The organism is Rhizobium etli 8C-3 (genome assembly GCF_001908375.1).
Taxonomy (GTDB): domain Bacteria; phylum Pseudomonadota; class Alphaproteobacteria; order Rhizobiales; family Rhizobiaceae; genus Rhizobium; species Rhizobium etli_B.
In genome coordinates this window covers 3498753-3515538 of record NZ_CP017241.1, presented here as the reverse complement: position 1 = coordinate 3515538, position 16786 = coordinate 3498753, and the positions used below count along the sequence as shown (strand labels likewise).

The 16786-nt window shown below is 60.2% G+C and carries 10 protein-coding genes; all 10 read right to left on the bottom strand.

Annotated features, from left to right (window positions below):
• Positions 1–29 precede the first annotated feature (29 nt).
• The gene (locus AM571_RS17465; RefSeq protein ID WP_074062490.1) at positions 30–518 is read right to left on the bottom strand and encodes a MaoC family dehydratase; all 489 of its coding nucleotides are present in this window, start codon (positions 516–518) and stop codon (positions 30–32) included.
• A gap of 89 nt (positions 519–607) precedes the next feature.
• A complete protein-coding gene (glgX, locus tag AM571_RS17460) occupies positions 608–2590 on the bottom strand; it encodes a glycogen debranching protein GlgX (protein WP_074062489.1) in 1983 nt (660 codons plus the stop codon).
• Between the two features lie 10 nt (positions 2591–2600).
• Positions 2601–4232, bottom strand: coding sequence for an alpha-D-glucose phosphate-specific phosphoglucomutase (locus AM571_RS17455; protein WP_074062488.1), 1632 nt, complete (start codon positions 4230–4232; stop codon positions 2601–2603).
• Between the two features lie 5 nt (positions 4233–4237).
• A complete protein-coding gene (gene glgA, locus AM571_RS17450; RefSeq protein ID WP_074062487.1) occupies positions 4238–5680 on the bottom strand; it encodes a glycogen synthase GlgA in 1443 nt (480 codons plus the stop codon).
• A 4-nt stretch (positions 5681–5684) separates the two neighbouring features.
• Complete coding sequence (gene glgC, locus AM571_RS17445; protein ID WP_074062486.1) at positions 5685–6947, bottom strand: glucose-1-phosphate adenylyltransferase; 1263 nt, start codon at positions 6945–6947, stop codon at positions 5685–5687.
• 22 nt (positions 6948–6969) lie between these two features.
• Positions 6970–9177: a 1,4-alpha-glucan branching protein GlgB gene (gene glgB / locus AM571_RS17440; RefSeq protein WP_074062485.1), complete on the bottom strand. Its 2208-nt coding sequence runs from the start codon at positions 9175–9177 to the stop codon at positions 6970–6972.
• Positions 9174–11636 carry a glycogen/starch/alpha-glucan phosphorylase gene (locus AM571_RS17435; RefSeq protein ID WP_074063325.1) on the bottom strand — a complete coding sequence of 821 codons (2463 nt, stop codon included), beginning with the start codon at positions 11634–11636 and terminating at the stop codon, positions 9174–9176. The genes glgB and AM571_RS17435 overlap by 4 nt, the downstream gene beginning before the upstream one ends.
• Before the next feature lie 276 nt (positions 11637–11912).
• On the bottom strand, positions 11913–13103 hold the full coding sequence (locus AM571_RS17430) for a pilus assembly protein (RefSeq protein ID WP_074062484.1): 1191 nt from the start codon (positions 13101–13103) through the stop codon (positions 11913–11915).
• Positions 13104–13479: 376 nt separating this feature from the next.
• Entirely contained in the window at positions 13480–14367 is an 888-nt protein-coding gene (locus tag AM571_RS17425; RefSeq protein WP_074062483.1) for a transglutaminase family protein, read from the bottom strand.
• Positions 14364–16784, bottom strand: coding sequence for a circularly permuted type 2 ATP-grasp protein (locus AM571_RS17420; protein ID WP_074062482.1), 2421 nt, complete (start codon positions 16782–16784; stop codon positions 14364–14366). Before AM571_RS17420 ends, AM571_RS17425 begins: the two co-directional genes overlap by 4 nt.
• Positions 16785–16786: the final 2 nt, after the last annotated feature.

Sequence of the window (16786 nt, the reverse complement as noted above, 5' to 3'; positions counted from 1 at the left end):
GGTGGAACAACTGCGCGGTAGCCTGCTCCTCAGGTTTCCTCCGGCCGGTCCTTCGGGTCGAACTGGATGATGGTGATCCAGTTCGCAGTAAGTGCGGGTTTCTTCTCGTTCTCGATCTCGATGGATACTTCATATGTGGTCATCAGCATACTGGCGCCGCGGAAGCGTGCATCGGCGAGGACGAAATGGCCGCGGACGCGGGTGCCTGATTTGACCGGTGCCATGAAGCGCACCTTGTCGAATCCATAGTTGATACCCATCGTCTGCTCGCGGATTTTCGGCAACGCATCGTAATTCATAGCCGAAAGCAGGGAGAGCGTCAGGAAGCCATGGGCGATCGTGCCGCCGAAGGAGCTTTCGGTTGCCGCGCGGGTCGGATCGGTATGGATGAACTGATGGTCGTTGGTGGCGTGCGCAAAAGCGTCGATCATCGCCTGATCGACAAGAATCCAATCTGAAAGCCCTGTTTTCGTGCCAATGAGCCCGCGCACTTCCGCGAGCGAAATTTCCCTGACCATAAATTCCCCATGAAAAAAGCCGCCTGCTCAATTGCTTACAGTGGATTCATGACAATTACGACAACGATTCACCTTCGTTGCGGCTTGAATCAATTGCCGAGGCAAAAGACGACCGAGCGCGGCCGAACCGTCACGACCGGGCCAAGCTTTTCAAAGTTGCCGGGCGCGCTCAACAGCCGCCACTCGGCAGTGTCCGGGGGCGGCAGGACGAAGTCCATCGCATTGTTCGATCGATTGAAAAACACGGCCAGACGCACTTGTCTGCGGATATCGCGGTCGCCTGTTTTAAGCAGCATGCCGAGCGCGGACAAGTTCGCAGCCTCCCACTCGCCAACGCTCATCGGTTGGCCCGAGGACGATATCCATTCGACATCGCCGTTACCGTCGAAGAAGCCGGATTCGGAGAAGACGGAGAAGCGCTTTCGCAATGCTGCCACGAAGGCGGTGTGGGTAATCAATTCTTCATCCAGCGCCCTCCAGTCGACCCAGGTGATTTCGTTGTCCTGGCAATAGGCGTTGTTGTTGCCGCGCTGTGTTCGTCCGCCTTCATCTCCCGCCGTCAGCATGATGCTGCCGCGGCTGGCAAAGAGCGTCGAGATCAGCGCCTTCAGATCGCAACGGCGCTTTTTGATGATATCGCAATCGTCCGTATCGCCCTCGATGCCATTGTTCCACGAATGGTTCTCGTTGTGGCCATCGCGGTTTTCCTCGCCATTAGCTTCGTTGTGCTTATGACTGTAGGAAACGAGATCCTTCAGCGTGAAACCGTCATGGGCAGCGAGGAAATTGACGCTGCGCGTCGCCGTTCCGCCGTTTCGCAAGAAAATGTCGGAGGAGCCGGCCAGTGCTGTTGCAAGCGCCCCGGTCTTCCAGTCGTCGCCGCGCCAATAGCATCGGATATCGTCGCGAACGCGGTCGTTCCATTCCAGGAAGGGAGCTGTAAAATTGCCAAGCTGATAGCCGCCCGGACCGATATCCCAAGGCTCGGCGATCATGATGCGCTCGGCGAGCACGTCATCGCCGAGTATCGCCGACAGCGTCGCTCCCTTTGCCTCGAAGCCGTTTGCCGTGCGGCCGAGAACAGGCGCCAGATCGAAACGGAAACCGTCGACGCCGGCGCCCAGGACGAAATGTCGCAGGCTGTCGATGATGAGCTGGCGGACATAGGGATGATCGCAGGCGACGGTATTGCCAGTCCCGGTGTCGTTGACAAGCTCGCCCGGACGGCCGGGCAGATGCCGGTAGAAGGAAAGATTGTCGAGGCCGCGCAGCGACAGCGTCGTGCCGTGACGGTCGCTCTCGCCGGTATGATTGAAGACGAGGTCAAGAATGACGCCGATGCCTTCGGCCCGAAGCTTGGCAGCCGTATCGCGCAGTTCGGCCATGCCGCCCGGTACGAGGCGCGGATCGAGCGCCATGAAGGCAACGGGATTGTAGCCCCACCCGTTTGCCAGTCCGAGCGGCGGCAAATGGCGCTCGTCGATCCAAGCGGTGATCGGCATCAGCTCGACGGCATCGACACCAATGCGCTTGAGATGAGCGATCACTGAGGGATGGGCAAGTGCGGCGACGGTTCCGCGCTGCGTCTCGGGAACGTCGGGGTGGAGCATCGTGAAGGGTTTGACGGCGACTTCATAGATAAAGCCGCCCGGCTTGAAGAGCGGTTTTTCCAGCGTCACTGTCGTATCGCGGGTCACCATCGCCTTCGGCATCAGGCTGTGCGTGTCTTCGCCGAAGATGCCGAGACGGAGATCATGGCGAAAGGGCCGGTCGAGCTGTTTGGCATACGGGTCGACCAGAAGCTTGGACGGATCGAACCAGAGACCGTTTTCCGGATCATAGATGCCGTCGGCCCGAAAGCCGTAACAGGCGCCTTCCTTCAGGCCGTCGACGAAAAGGCTGTGCACATGGCCGTGTTCGCGCGCCATCGGCAAGCGCGCGAGTTCCTTGTTGCCGGTTTCATCGAAGAGGCAGAGCTGGATTTGCGCGGCATGCTGCGACCAGACGGAAAATTCGACGCCGGTTTCAAAAAGGATTGCGCCCCCTTTTTTTGCCCTGTTGTCCGCCCGCATGAGCCTCCGATCAGGTGATGACCGAAGGTTCATCACGGCCCGTGCGCTTGGCGATGTCCGCGACACTTTCGGCGGCGGCGACCAGGTCGGCCAGCGCCTCCTGCGTCTCGATGTTGTGCCGGGTCGAATCTGGCTCGTAACGCTCCAGGTAAACACGCAGCGTCGCACCGGACGTACCGGTGCCCGAAAGGCGGAACACGACACGCGAGCCGCCTGAAAAAAGAATGCGAATCCCCTGATGCTCGCTGACCGACTTGTCGACCGGATCGTGGTAGGCGAAGTCGTCTGCCTTTTCGACCGTCAAGCCGCCGAAGGTCTTGCCCGGCAGGTCTGCAAGCTGGCTGCGCAAATTATCGATCAGACCGTTTGCAGCCTCTGTATCCACGCCTTCGTAGTCATGGCGGGAATAGTAGTTGCGGCCATAGGTCTGCCAATGCTGGGTCACGACGTCCTGAACGCTTTCACCGCGCACGGCAAGGATGTTCAGCCAGAGGAGTACGGCCCAGAGGCCGTCCTTCTCGCGGACGTGGCTTGAGCCGGTTCCGGCGCTCTCCTCGCCGCAGATGGTTGCCATTCCGGCATCGAGCAGATTGCCGAAGAATTTCCAGCCGGTCGGCGTTTCGTACATCCCGATGCCACGTTTTTCGGCGACGCGGTCGGCAGCGCCGCTGGTCGGCATGGAGCGTGCGATGCCTGCCAGGCCGCCGGAATATCCTGGCGCGAGATTGGCGTTGGCAGCCAGGATCGCCAGACTGTCTGAAGGAGTGACGAAGATGCCGCGGCCGATGATCAGGTTGCGGTCGCCGTCGCCGTCCGAAGCTGCGCCGAAATCGGGCGCGTCGGCGCCCATCATCTCGTCATAGAGTTCCTTGCAGTGGACAGGGTTCGGATCCGGATGATGTCCGCCGAAATCCGGCAGCGGCATGAAATTGCGCACCGAGCCGAGCGGTGCGCCGAGACGGTTTTCGAAGATTTCCTTGGCATAGGGGCCGGTCACGGCGCTCATCGCATCGAAGGCGATGCGGAACCCGAGGCTGATCAGGTTGCGGATCGCGCCGAAATCGAAGAGCTCCTCCATCAGCGCGGTATAGTCCTCGACAGAATCGATGACCGAAAGCATCATGCCGCCGGGCAGTTCTTCCTTGCCGATGCGATCGAGGTTCACGTCCGGGAAATCGGCTATCTTGTAGCTGTCGATCACCCTGGTGCGCGCATAGATCGCGTCGGTGATCTTTTCCGGCGCAGGCCCGCCGTTGTTGACGTTGTACTTGATGCCGAAATCTTCAGTCGGGCCGCCGGGATTGTGGCTGGCGGAAAGGATGATGCCGCCGAAAGCCTTGTATTTACGAATGATGTGCGAGGCAGCCGGCGTCGAAAGAATGCCGCCTTTGCCAACCATGACTTTTCCGAAGCCGTTGGCGGCGGCCATCTTGATCGCCTTCTGGATGACCTCACGGTTGTAGTAGCGTCCGTCGCCGCCAATGACGAGGCACTTGCCCTGATAACCTTCAAGCGAATCGAAAATCGATTGGATGAAGTTCTCAGCATAGTTCGGCTGCTGGAAGACCGGGACCTTCTTCCTGAGACCCGAAGTGCCGGGTTTCTGGTCCTGGTAGGGCGTTGTGGATACAGATTTGTTCATTTCTGTCACTTGCCTTTCGGGGCGAGGCTTGAATAGAGGGCAGCATAGCGCTCGGCGCTCTTCTCCCACGAGACATCCGATTTCATGCCCTGCTTTTGCAATTGGGTCCAGACTTTTTGGTCAGCGAAGAGATGTAGTGCACGCCGGATTGCCTGCAACATACCCTCTGCGGTCACGGGAGAAAACTGTATTCCCGTTGCGACTTTCGCTGCAAGCGCGGCGTGATTGGCATCGATCACGGTATCGTTGAGACCACCGGTACGTGCCACGATCGGCACGCAGCCATAACGCAAGCCGTAAAGCTGGGTGAGGCCGCAGGGTTCGAAACGCGAGGGAATGATGATGGCATCGCAACCGGCCTGCATCAGGTGCGACATCGGCTCGTTATAGCCGATCGAGACGCCGATGCGGCCGGGATGACGGGCGGCTGCGGCAAGCAGCGAGCCTTCAAGGGCGGGATCGCCGGAGCCGAGAATGGCAAGCTTGCCGCCGAGAGCCACGATTGCGTCGGAGGTCGCAGCAATCACGTCCATGCCCTTTTGCCAGGTAAGGCGGCTGATGATGCTGAAGATCGGCGCGCCGTCGTCATGCAGATGGAAGAATTCGGCGATCGACTTGCGGTTCTCTTCGCGATTTTTAAGTGTCGTGACGCCGTAGTGTGTGTGGACGACCGGATCGGTTGCCGGATTCCAGACTTCAGCATCGATGCCGTTGACGATGCCGTGCAGCACGTCGCGGCGGCTGGCGATGACGCCTTCCAGCCCCATGCCGAACTCGTTCGTCAGTATCTCGTCTGCATAGGTGGGGCTTACGGTGGTGATCGCATGTGCGGTCTGGAGGCCACCTTTCAGGAAGCCGATATGGCCATAATATTCAATGCTTTCGGTCGAGAACGCATGCGGGGGCAGGCGCAGGCTCGGGAAGATGTCCGCGCTGAACTGGCCCTGGAATGCCATGTTGTGGATCGTCAGAACCGTCGGCAGTTCCGGTGTCGGATAGTAGCGCATATAGACCGGCGTCATGGCGGCCTGCCAGTCGTGGGCATGCACGAGGTCCGGCCGCCAGTCGGGCATCAGGCCTGCCGCGATTTCGGCCGCCGCCAGCGATAGCGCCGCAAAACGCCGCCAGTTGTCGGCGTAGTCCTTGCCAGTCTGGTCAAGATAGGGACCGCCTGCGCGATCATAATATGCAGGGGCGTCGAGGACGAGGATATCGAGACCTTCATATTCCGCTTCCAGCACCGTCGCGGGCGCTCCCAGCAGATCATCGAACTGCAGGCGAACGACCGGATCGCGGATGACCTTCATGACTGCCGGGTAGCCGGGCATGAGGGTCTTCGTCTCGATGCCGAACCGCTTGAGTGCGATTGGCAGGGCGCCGGCCACGTCGGCAAGGCCCCCTGTCTTGATCAAAGGGAAGACTTCGGACGAAACCGAAAGGACTTTCATATGTCTAAAGATCCAACTTATCGATCATCGGTTGCGTAATCAGGCAAATACCGCTTTCTGTCCGCCGGAACCGTTTGGCATCGAGTTCCGGATCCTCGCCGACGACGAGGCCCTCCGGAATGACGACGCCATGATCGATCACGACGTTTTTCAACTGCGCGCGCCGGCCGACCTTCACGCTCGGCAGGACGACGGCGCCGTCCAATTTGGAATAGGAGTTGGCGCGAACACCGGTGAAAAGCAGGCTTTTGTGAAGCGTGGCGCCGGAGATGATGCAATCGCCGGCGACGACCGAGGAGGTAGCCGAGCCGCGGCGGTCTTCGTCGTCATGGACGAATTTTGCAGGTGGCGAAATTTCCGCATAGGTCCAGATCGGCCAGGATTTGTCATATATATCGAGTTCGGGAACGATCGCCGTCAGATCGATATTCGCCTGCCAGTATGCCTCGATCGTTCCGACGTCGCGCCAATAGGGTTCGTGTTCGAAATCCGAGCGCACGCAGGACTGGCCGAAGCGGTGAGCGACCGCCTTTCCGTTCTTCACGATATAGGGGATGATATCCTTGCCGAAATCCTTGCTGGAATTCGGATCGTCGGCGTCGCGGCGCAATGCGTCGATCAGGAACCTGGTGTGGAAGACATAGATCCCCATGGACGCAAGCGCAAAATCAGGTTTGTCCGGAATGCCTGGCGGATTGGCAGGCTTTTCGACGAAATCGATGATCCGGTCGCTCTTGTCCACGTGCATAACGCCGAAGCCGACGGCATCCATCCGCGGCACTTCCAGGCAGCCGATGGTGACATCGGCGCCCGAATCGACGTGCTGCTGCAGCATCCACTCGTAATCCATCTTGTAGACGTGATCGCCTGCAAGGATGACCATGTATTCGACGCCGTAATCCTCGATGATGTCGATGTTCTGATAGACGGCGTCGGCAGTGCCTTCGTACCATTGTGTTTCCGAAACGCGCTGGCTGGCCGGCAGGATGTCGAAGCTCTCGTTTCGCTCGGGACGGAAGAAGTTCCAGCCACGCTGCATATGGCGGATCAGAGAGTGGGCCTTGTACTGCGTCGCCACGCCGATGCGGCGGATGCCGGAATTCAGCGCGTTCGACAGTGCAAAGTCGATGATGCGTGATTTGCCGCCGAAATAGACCGCCGGCTTGGCGCGCCGGTCGGTGAGTTCCTTGAGGCGGCTTCCCCTGCCGCCGGCCAGAACATAGGCCATTGCGTCGCGGGCAAGTGGCTGAATGCGCTTTTCTACCATTATCTACTCCTCCCACCAGTCCTTAAGTCTCAGGTTCAAGCATGATCGTCGCCAGCGGCGGCAAGGTGATCGACGCAATGATGCTGCCGCCGGCATTGACGGCCTGCACGCGCCCGCCATTTCCCTTGCCGCTGCCGCCGTAGATATCGGCATCAGTATTGAGGATTTCCCGCCAGCGTCCCTCGAACGGCAGGCGGATGGAATAGTTTTCTCGGTAAGCCGGCGTGAAATTGGTGATGACGGCGATCGGCTTGTGATCCGGTGCCTTGCGCAGCCATGCAAAGACGGAGTTTTCGTGATCGTCGGCAATCAGCCATTCGAAACCGTCGCCTTCGCAATCGCGCGCGTGAAGCGCCGGTTTGGAGCGGTAGGTGAAGTTGAGGTCGCGCACGAGGCGGCGCATGCCTTCGTGCATGCGGTATTGCAGCAGGTTCCAGTCGAGCGAGGTTGCCTCGCTCCATTCGCTCCATTGCGCAAATTCCTGGCCCATGAAGAGCAGTTTCTTGCCGGGGTAGCCCCACATGAAGGCATAATAGGCGCGCAGGTTTGCAAATTTCTGCCAGTCGTCGCCAGGCATCTTTGCAATCAGCGAACCTTTGCCGTGCACCACCTCGTCATGGGAGAGCGGCAGAACAAAGTTTTCCGAATAGGCGTAGAGCAGGCCGAAAGTCAGTTCGTTGTGGTGATGTTTGCGATATATCGGATCACGCTTCATGTAGCTCAGCGTGTCGTGCATGAAGCCCATGTTCCACTTGAAGCCGAAGCCGAGGCCGCCTTCATGTACCGGCTGCGAGACCTTCGGCCAGGAGGTCGATTCCTCGGCAATGGTCATGACGCCCGGGTGCTCGGCGTAGATGCGGGTGTTCATGTCCTGGAGGAAGCGGACAGCCTCGAGGTTTTCGTTGCCGCCGTATTCGTTCGGAATCCATTCGCCATGGTTGCGTGAGTAATCGAGATAGAGCATCGAGGCGACGGCATCGACACGCAGGCCGTCCAGATGGAATTTCTCGGCCCAGTAGAGCGCGTTGTTGACGAGATAGGACTGAACTTCGGTACGGCCGAAATTGTAGATCGCCGTACTCCAGTCCGGGTGGAAACCCTTGCGCGGATCCTCATGCTCGTAAAGAGCCGTGCCGTCGAACCAGCCGAGGCCATGTTCGTCGGTGGGAAAGTGAGCCGGCACCCAATCGAGTATGACACCGATGCCGGCCTTGTGGCAGCCGTTGACGAAACGGGCAAAACCCTCAGGTTCGCCGAAGCGGGCGCTCGGCGCGTAAAGCCCGGTGGTCTGGTAGCCCCATGACGGATCGTAGGGATGTTCGGTGATCGGAAGGAATTCGATATGGGTGAAGCCCATGTCGACGCAGTAGGGGATGAGGCTGGAAGCAAGCTCGTCGAAGGAGAGGAAGGAGCCATCCTGGTGGCGCTGCCATGACCCGGCATGCACCTCATAGATCGAGATCGGCTGGCGACGCTTGTCGGTTTCGCTCCAGTGTTTGAGGTGATCTTCGTCCTGCCATTCCTGCAGAAGCTCAGGCGCCACGATGGAGGCGGTCTTCGGCCGCAACTCGCTGCGCCGGGCAAAGGGATCGGCTTTCAGCGGCAGGAGAACGCCGTCATGGCCGCGGATCTCGAACTTGTAAGGGACGCCCGTCGGGACATCCGGCGCAAAGATTTCCCATATCCCGGCGCTGGCGCGGAAACGCATCACGTGCCGGCGGCCGTCCCAATTGTTGAAATCGCCGACGACGGAAACGCGCTGGGCATTCGGAGCCCAGACGGCAAAATGGATTCCCTGTGCGCCTTCATGCTTGATCCAGTGCGCTCCCATCTTGTCGAAGAGGCGCAGATGCGAGCCTTCACGCGCGTAATAATCGTCCATCGGGCCGAGCACGGGGCCGAAGCTGTAAGGGTCGGTGACGGCCCATTCCGCATCGTCGCGCCGGGCCCGGTAGCGCACCGGCTGCCGTTTCGCCAGCGCCACTGGGCCAGCGAAAAAGCCATCCGGATGGAGCTGCTTCAGTTCGCCAATGACGCTGCCGTCGAGCGTCAAGGCGGTGACGTCTTCGGCGCCGGGAATGAAGCAGCGGGCAGCATAGCTGTCGCCTGCCTCATGCACGCCGAGGACGGCAAATGGGTTGGCGTGCGAGCCGGTAAGGATTGCCGATATTTCGTCTGCCGTAATCTCCCAGGGACGCTTTACTTCAAGGGCGGCTTTCGGCGTTTTCATCCGGCTCTCCAGATTTCATCGGCATACTGCCGGATCGTGCGGTCGGAGGAGAACCAGCCCATTCGCGCGGTATTGTTGATGGTCTTTGCATACCAGGAGGCGGGCTTGTTCCAGATCTGGTCCACGTCCCGCTGGGCGGCTGCATAGGCGTCGAAATCGGCGGCGACCATGAACCAGTCGTGCGAATAAATGCCATCGATCAGCTGGGCGTAGCGATTTCGGTCATCGGGCGAGAAGACGCCGCCGGCAATCGAAGCCAGTGCCTGCGACAGTTCGCGCGAGCTTTCGATGATGGAGCGCGGGTTGTGTCCGTCGGTGCGGGCATCGGCGACTTCATCGGCGCGCAGGCCAAAGATGACGATATTGTCGGCGCCGACATTGTCGCGCATTTCGACATTCGCCCCGTCCAAGGTGCCGATCGTGAGCGCTCCATTCAAAGCGAACTTCATGTTGCCGGTTCCGGAGGCTTCCATGCCGGCCGTCGAAATCTGCTCGGAGAGGTCGGCGGCCGGCACCATGACCTCGGCAAGCGAGACGTTGTAATTGGGCACGAAGACCACTTTCAGCAGGCCGCGGACGGCCGGGTCGTTGTTGATCGTGCGGGCGACGTCGTTGATGAGCTTGATGATGAGCTTGGCATTGTGATAGCTGGGCGCCGCCTTGCCGGCAAAAAGCTTCACACGCGGCACCCAGTCGAGTTCGGGATGCGAGCGGATCTGGTCGTAGAGAGCGACCGCCTCGATAACGTTGAGCAATTGGCGCTTGTACTCGTGGATGCGCTTGATCTGAATGTCAAACATCGCGGAAGGATCAAGCTTCACGCCCATGCGGCTGGCGACAAGATTGGAAAGCGCTACCTTGTTTGCGCGCTTGACGGAGCCGAACTTTTCCTGAAAGCCCGGATCGGTTGCGAATTTTTCGAGCGGCTTGAGCTTTTCGGCGTCGTCCATGAACTCTTCGCCGATCGCCTCGCGGATCAGGCTGGTGAGGCCGGGGTTGCATTGCTGAAGCCAGCGGCGTGGTGTGATGCCGTTCGTCTTGTTGTTGATGCGGTTCGGATAGAGCTTGTGTAGGTCCGCAAAGACCGTCACCTTCATGAGTTCGGTGTGCAGGGCGGAAACGCCGTTGATCGAATGCGAGCCGACGAAGGCGAGATTGCCCATCCGCACCCGGCGGTCGCCGCTCTCGTCGATCAGCGAGATCGCCCGGATTTCGGTGTCGGAGAAGTTCTTCTCCCTGCGCGCCTCAAGCAGGATCTTGGCATTGATGGCGTAGATCAGCTGCATGTGACGCGGCAGCAACCGTTCGAAGAGCGGGATCGGCCAGGTTTCGAGAGCTTCCGGCAGAAGCGTATGGTTGGTATAGGAAATCGTGCGGCGGACGATATCGAAGGCCTGTTCGAAATCCATGCCGTGAACGTCACAGAGCAGGCGTGTCAGCTCGGCAACCGAAACGGCGGGGTGCGTGTCATTCAGCTGGATCGCCACCTTGTCCGGCAGCGAGGAGAAATCGTCGTACTGCTGCAGGTGGCGGCGCAGGATGTCCTGAAGCGAGGCGGAGGAGAAGAAGAATTCCTGGCGAAGGCGCAGCTCCTGTCCGGCCGGCGTCGCGTCTGCCGGATAGAGCACGCGCGTCAGGCTTTCCGCCTTGTTGCTTTCGCGCAAGGCACCGATATGGTCGCCGGCATTGAAGGCGTCGAGCAGGATCGGGTCGATCGGCTGGGCCGACCAGAGACGCAGCGTGTTGACGCGCTTGCCGCGCCAACCGACCACCGGCGTGTCGAAGGCAGCGGCGATGACGCGCTCTGCCGGCTTCCAGACGTAACGCGGCTTGCCTTCGGCGTCGTTGGCGACGTCGACGGTGCCGCCGTAACCGATTTCATAGGCGCTTTCGCGGCGTTCGAATTCCCACGGGTTGCCATGCGCCAGCCAGCTTTCCGGCAATTCCACCTGCCAGCCGTCGGCAAGCTGCTGACGGAAGAGGCCGTGGACATAACGGATGCCGTAGCCATAGGCCGGCACCTCGACCGTTGCCATGCTTTCCATGAAGCAGGCCGCCAGGCGCCCGAGGCCGCCGTTGCCGAGAGCAGCATCCGGCTCGAGGCCGGCGATCACGTTGACATCGACGCCGAGGGAGGCGAGCGCATCGCGCACCTGCTCCATCAGGCCCATGTTGGTGACGGCATCGCGCATCAGGCGGCCGATCAGGAACTCGAGCGACAGGTAGTAGACGCGCTTGTCGCCGGTCGCGTAGACCTTGCGCGTCGATTCCATCCATTTGTCGATGATGCGGTCGCGAACGACGAGGATAGTCGCCGTCAGCCAATCATGTGGCTTGGCAACTTTTGCATCCTTGCCGATGCGGTAAGTCAGGCGTTCGATGATTTCTTCGGCTAGAATTTCCGGCCTGGAACTGCGCGGGGCGGGAGAGGGGATGGTCGGCTTGGAAACGGGGTTCATCGTCATATCTCGCCAATTTTGATTTAGTTACAGTGCGTTACGTCTGACGAAGCCGACTTTGCACGCACGCCGGTCACGGCAGTTTATGCATCGTTACCAAGCACTTGCAACAAGGGATTTAGCGAAAGCAAAAATTTGGCGAACCGTCGTCTTCACCGGCATAAGGGACTTGATTTCAATTGGTTTTCCCGTTCTGATGCGCGAGATTAGCCCTAAACGAAAAGCCGCCCCGGTTTGTTCCGGAGCGGCCTTTTCCTGAAACGACGAAGGCCGAATTCATTGGGTGAGGCGAATGCTCTGTTTGGCGGCCGACGATCCGATTATCTTGAAGGCTGCGACGAGCGAGGCCATGTTCTCGGCTTCGAAATAGGTCGACGAGCTCGTCGCGCAGTAGCTTAAAAGCGCCTTGCCGCGATCGGGAGCCATGAACGCAACCGTATAGACCGTGATGTTATTTTCGCGCGCCAGGTTGCACCACGTCTTTGTTTCGGTATCGGCTGAAGTGTAGTTGTTGTTGCCGTCCGTCATGAACACAATGTATTTGTCGGGCGTCAGGCCGTTCTTGTTCAAATGCGCTGCATTCTCGGCCGGGTCGACAAGCTTGTTGTATGCCGCCTTGAAGGCATCGCTTGAATCTGTACCGCCTGTCGCCGTCAAAACGTTGACGTAGGTCGACACGGCGGACGTTCCCCAGGCAAGATTCAACGCCGACTGCATCTGGTCATTGTAAGACACGCTGCCGGTGCGGACGTATTGCAGATTAGGATCTGCGGTATTCAGCTGGGTCAGAAGGCTCGAAACGGCCAGCTTCAATGCCTCGATCTTGGTGTAGTAGTCCGTGACCGTTCGGTCGCAGGTCTTCGGGTTCTTCTTCGTGCCGCAGTTGTAGCTTTCCGTGCGCGTATACGAAGCCGTAGTATCTTCGGCCATCGATCCCGAACGGTCGAGCACGAGATACATCGAAAGCGAACTCTTTGTGACGGTATTTTCGGTGCTGCTCTCCGTCTTGGACAAAGCTCCGATCCGCGTCGCTTCCTTGCCCATGACGCGCATCAGCGCTGTGTTGTTCGCGTTGTAGGCACTCTTGACCTCGACCTTGAAGGACTTGCCGCCCGAACTGGATGCGGTTTCGGTGACAACAACAGACATTGCATCCCTAAGGGCTGCGATCGTGTCGGCATCGTCAATGTAATTTGACATCTGGCCGATGACAAAGTTCTTGGCGAGCTCCTTGGCGCCATCCACGTCGACCTTTTCGGCGACGAGCGCGGAGGCTGCGGCCAGAGCGGCCGAATCGGATGCTTCCTGCAACTGACGTTGCGAAAGCATCATGTTGGATACGTCGACGGCGAGCCCGGCAGCGCCGATGGCGATTGGCATCAAAATTGCCGTCATCATGGCGAAATTGCCCGAACAATCACGCACGAGGCGCGCAAGTTTGGCGCCCAGAAAAGATATGGGAGACATAATGTCACCTGCAGCAAGAGAAAATTTATGCTGTTTGCATATCTACAGCGCGGTTGTTACCACAGGTCTTAAGGTAATCGCTAAAATTGCAGACAACTTGCGATTTCGGGACATGATCTACTGCGTTTTGCCGCATGGACGTCGCGCCGAGAAGATGGCTGGCGCGTTTGCGCATTAACGCCTGTGGCGGCCGGTTCTGCGTCGGCCCTGCAAGCCTTACCGCAGCCATTGGCTCATTCCGGCACAAAGGCCGGGAAGACGGCAGACGGGTGCTTGCGCCAAGGCCCGTCGGTCTCAAGCTTCAGGCCGTCGGAAAGAACAGGAATTTTTGCAGGTCGCGAGGCTTGAGGAAGCAGCGGTTATTCCTGTCTTGCCATCACTTGATGGGAATGACGTCGACGGCCTGCACGGCGCGATGGCCGCCGTAGCTCTTCAGGACGCCAATGACGGGGGCGACGTCGGAATAGTCGCGGCCATAGGCGACGACAATGTGGTCGGTGCCGGCGGGCATGTCGTTGGTCGGGTCGAGTTCGACCCAGCCGAGTGTTTCACCGCACCAGACACGAACCCAGGCATGCATGGCGTCAGCGCCTTCGAGCCGTTCCTTGCCGGGCGGCGGGATGGTCCGCAGGAAGCCGGAGACATAGCCTGCCGGGATGCCGAGGCTGCGCAATGCCAGGATCATGACATGGACGAAGTCCTGGCAGACGCCGCGTTTCAGGGTGAAAGAGTCGAGAGCCGTTGAATCTACCGTCGTCGCTTCCGTATCGTAGGTGAAATCCTTGTTGATGCGAGTGCACAAGGCAGTGGCGATCTGCAGGACCGTAAGGCCCGGCAGAGCGCAACCCCTGGCATAGTCCGAAATGGCGCGGGTTTCCGTGAGACGAGGGCTGCTGGCGAGGAAATGATGGGGAGCGTCAGGCTCCAGCGACCAGACGCCGGCGACCTCCTTGGGCAGGCGGTCGAGATCCGGCGAGAAATCGGCGGCGATCGAACGGCTGTCGACCTGCACGCGGGCCTGCATGCGGATATCCAACGTCTCGTGCGGCGACCGCAGCAGGAAGGATGTTGCCGGATGGAGGAAGAAATCGGTGAAATGCGATTGCTCATCCGGCGAGGGGGATACGGTGATCGAGCCTGCGACCAGCCGCTGCCGGTCGGGCAGCGAAAGCGGCATCAGGCGAATGATGTGACGCGCGCCGGAAGCCGGCGTGTCGTAGGTGTATCCCATGTGCAGGGTGAGGTCGTAGAGCACGGCGGTCACCCGAGGTAGGTCTGGGCGAGAAGGTCGGACAGCTGCTCGAGCTCGCGTTCGAACCTGTTGTAGAACTCGCCGCTCATCGTTTCCGGCGTCATGACGGCGAGGCCGGAATGCAGGCGCATTGCCTCGCGGTAGAATGGCGACATCTGGCCGTTGACGAAGGCGTTCGGCAGCTGCTCGACCTCGCGATGGATCTCGTTCATCTGGAAGAGAACCGAACGCGGGTTCAGCGGATCGAGCGCCAGAAGGTCCGTGACGGTCAGGCGCGCGGTGTTGACGTTGTACCGGCGGCGGTGAGTCATGACGCTGTCGCCGATCTCGAGCAGCATGTCGAGCGCGCCGTCAGGGGCATCGGGGCCCGACATATGGCCGAGAAGACGGGTCATGTGCAGGCCGCGCTCGATATAGCGACCGAGCGAGAGGAAGCGCCATCCCGTGAATCGATACATGTTTTCATGCACGAGACCTGCAAAGCCCGCGAGCTTGCGCAGCAGGATCGTCATGGCATGGCTGGCGTCGTCGCCTGCTGCAACACTGACGTGGAAACGATGCGCGGTCTTGGCCAGATCGTTAAGGGCCAGCCAGCCATCCGGCGAGAACCGGTCGCGGATATTGCTGGCGGAATAGACGGCGCTGTCGATGTTGCGCAGCAGTGTTTCGGGTACGGCCTCGTCCGTGCCGATGTCGACGGCGGCGAGATATTCGGAAACATCGGCAAGCAGCGGCTGACTCGGATCGGCGGCTTCGGCGTAACGGGCGTGCCAGGCGCGAAGGATGCGCAGCGCTCCTTCGGCGCGCTCGATGTATCGGCCGAGCCAGAAGAGATTGTCGGCCGCCCGGCTCGGCAGGCTGCCCGGCATATTGCGGGTGAAGCTTCCCTCGGCAGGCAGCAGGGTATGGCGCTCGACCGGCTTGTCGCTGACGATCCACACGTCTGCCGCCGCCCCGCCCGACTGCATGGCGATCGCAGCAGCGTCATCGCCGGCGCCGATGCGGGCAAAGCCGCCCGGCATGATCTGCCAGCCATTCGCCGTGCGGGCGGCAAAGACGCGAAGCGACATCGGCCGCGGCGTCAGCTTTCCGTCTACCCAGGCCGGCGTCGTCGACAGCGTCACGACCTCCTGGCCGACGAGTTTCTGGCCGTCGGAAATCAGCCAGTCGGTGATCGAATCCTTTGCCGTAGCACGCAGCGACGAGCCGAGGACGGACTCGCCGCTATCGTCGAAGAAGGGAGCGCGCGAATAGGCAGGGCCGATCACCATCTTCTCGATGTTCCTTGCGACATGTTCGCGCTCCTCCTTCTGGCCGCACCACCAAGTGGCGATCGACGGCAAGTGGAGTTTTTCGCCAAGCAGGCGGCGGCAGATCGTCGGCATGAAGGCGAGCAAGGCGCGCGTCTCCAGTATGCCTGTTCCAAGAGCATTGACGATCGTCACCGATTCGGCGCGCAGTGCCTCGACTAGACCGGGCGTGCCGATATGAGAATTCTGGTTCAGCTCCAGCGGATCGGCATAAGCGGAATCGAGGCGACGCCAGAGGACGCCGATCGGCTTCAGGCCGGCCACCGTGCGAACCATGACGCGGCCGTTGACCACCGTCAGATCTTCGCCTTCAAGCAGCATGAAACCGAGATAGCGGGCGATATAGGCGTGTTCGTAGTAGGTTTCGTTTGCCGGCCCGGGGGTCAGGACGCCGATGCGGTCGTCGCCGGAATGCTTCATCGTCTGCAACGCATCGCGGAAGGCGCCGAAGAAGGAGGCGAGACGGTGAACCGGGGTTTCGGCATAGATATCGGAGAAGGCGCGTGTGGTGGCAACGCGGCTTTCAAGCGCGAAGCCTGCACCTGACGGCGCCTGTGTGCGGTCTGCCAGAACCCACCAGTTTCCGTCCGGACCGCGGCCAATCTCGAAGGCGCAGAAATGCAGGTAGTGGCCGGTCGCGGGCTTTACGCCTGCAAGCGGACGTTGGAATTCCGGGTTGGCGGCGATCAGGCCAGGCGGCAGGAAGCCTTCCTCGACCAGCTTGTTGTGGCCGTAGATATCGGCAACGATCGCCTCAAGCAGATTAGCGCGCTGCACGAGACCGGCCGAAAGCGCCTGCCATTCGCGCTCGTCGATCAGGACCGGGATATGCGACAGCGGCCAGGACCGCTCGCCGGTGCCCTTGCTGCCATAGGCGCGATAGAACACGCCGGCATCGCGAAGATAGCGGTCGGCGCGGGCGAAGCGCTCGGTCAGTTCCTTCTTTGGAATTGCTCCGAAGCCCGCAAGAAAGCGCTGCCAGGCCGGGCGGATTGCGCCGTTGTTGTCGACCATCTCGTCGGCAATGCCGGGCAGGGGCGCATAGCCTGATGCCGCATCGTTGCCGCCGCGGCTTGCAACCTCGTGCCTACGTTTCTCCACTGCCGGTTTCTTGCCCATTA

Coding starts and splice junctions, on each gene's coding strand:
- AM571_RS17465 (WP_074062490.1), bottom strand. CDS start 518: ATGGTCAGGGAAATTTCGCTCGCGGAAGTGCGCGGGCTCATTGGCACG.
- glgX (WP_074062489.1), bottom strand. CDS start 2,590: ATGCGGGCGGACAACAGGGCAAAAAAAGGGGGCGCAATCCTTTTTGAA.
- AM571_RS17455 (WP_074062488.1), bottom strand. CDS start 4,232: ATGAACAAATCTGTATCCACAACGCCCTACCAGGACCAGAAACCCGGC.
- glgA (WP_074062487.1), bottom strand. CDS start 5,680: ATGAAAGTCCTTTCGGTTTCGTCCGAAGTCTTCCCTTTGATCAAGACA.
- glgC (WP_074062486.1), bottom strand. CDS start 6,947: ATGGTAGAAAAGCGCATTCAGCCACTTGCCCGCGACGCAATGGCCTAT.
- glgB (WP_074062485.1), bottom strand. CDS start 9,177: ATGAAAACGCCGAAAGCCGCCCTTGAAGTAAAGCGTCCCTGGGAGATT.
- AM571_RS17435 (WP_074063325.1), bottom strand. CDS start 11,636: ATGAACCCCGTTTCCAAGCCGACCATCCCCTCTCCCGCCCCGCGCAGT.
- AM571_RS17430 (WP_074062484.1), bottom strand. CDS start 13,103: ATGTCTCCCATATCTTTTCTGGGCGCCAAACTTGCGCGCCTCGTGCGT.
- AM571_RS17420 (WP_074062482.1), bottom strand. CDS start 16,784: ATGGGCAAGAAACCGGCAGTGGAGAAACGTAGGCACGAGGTTGCAAGC.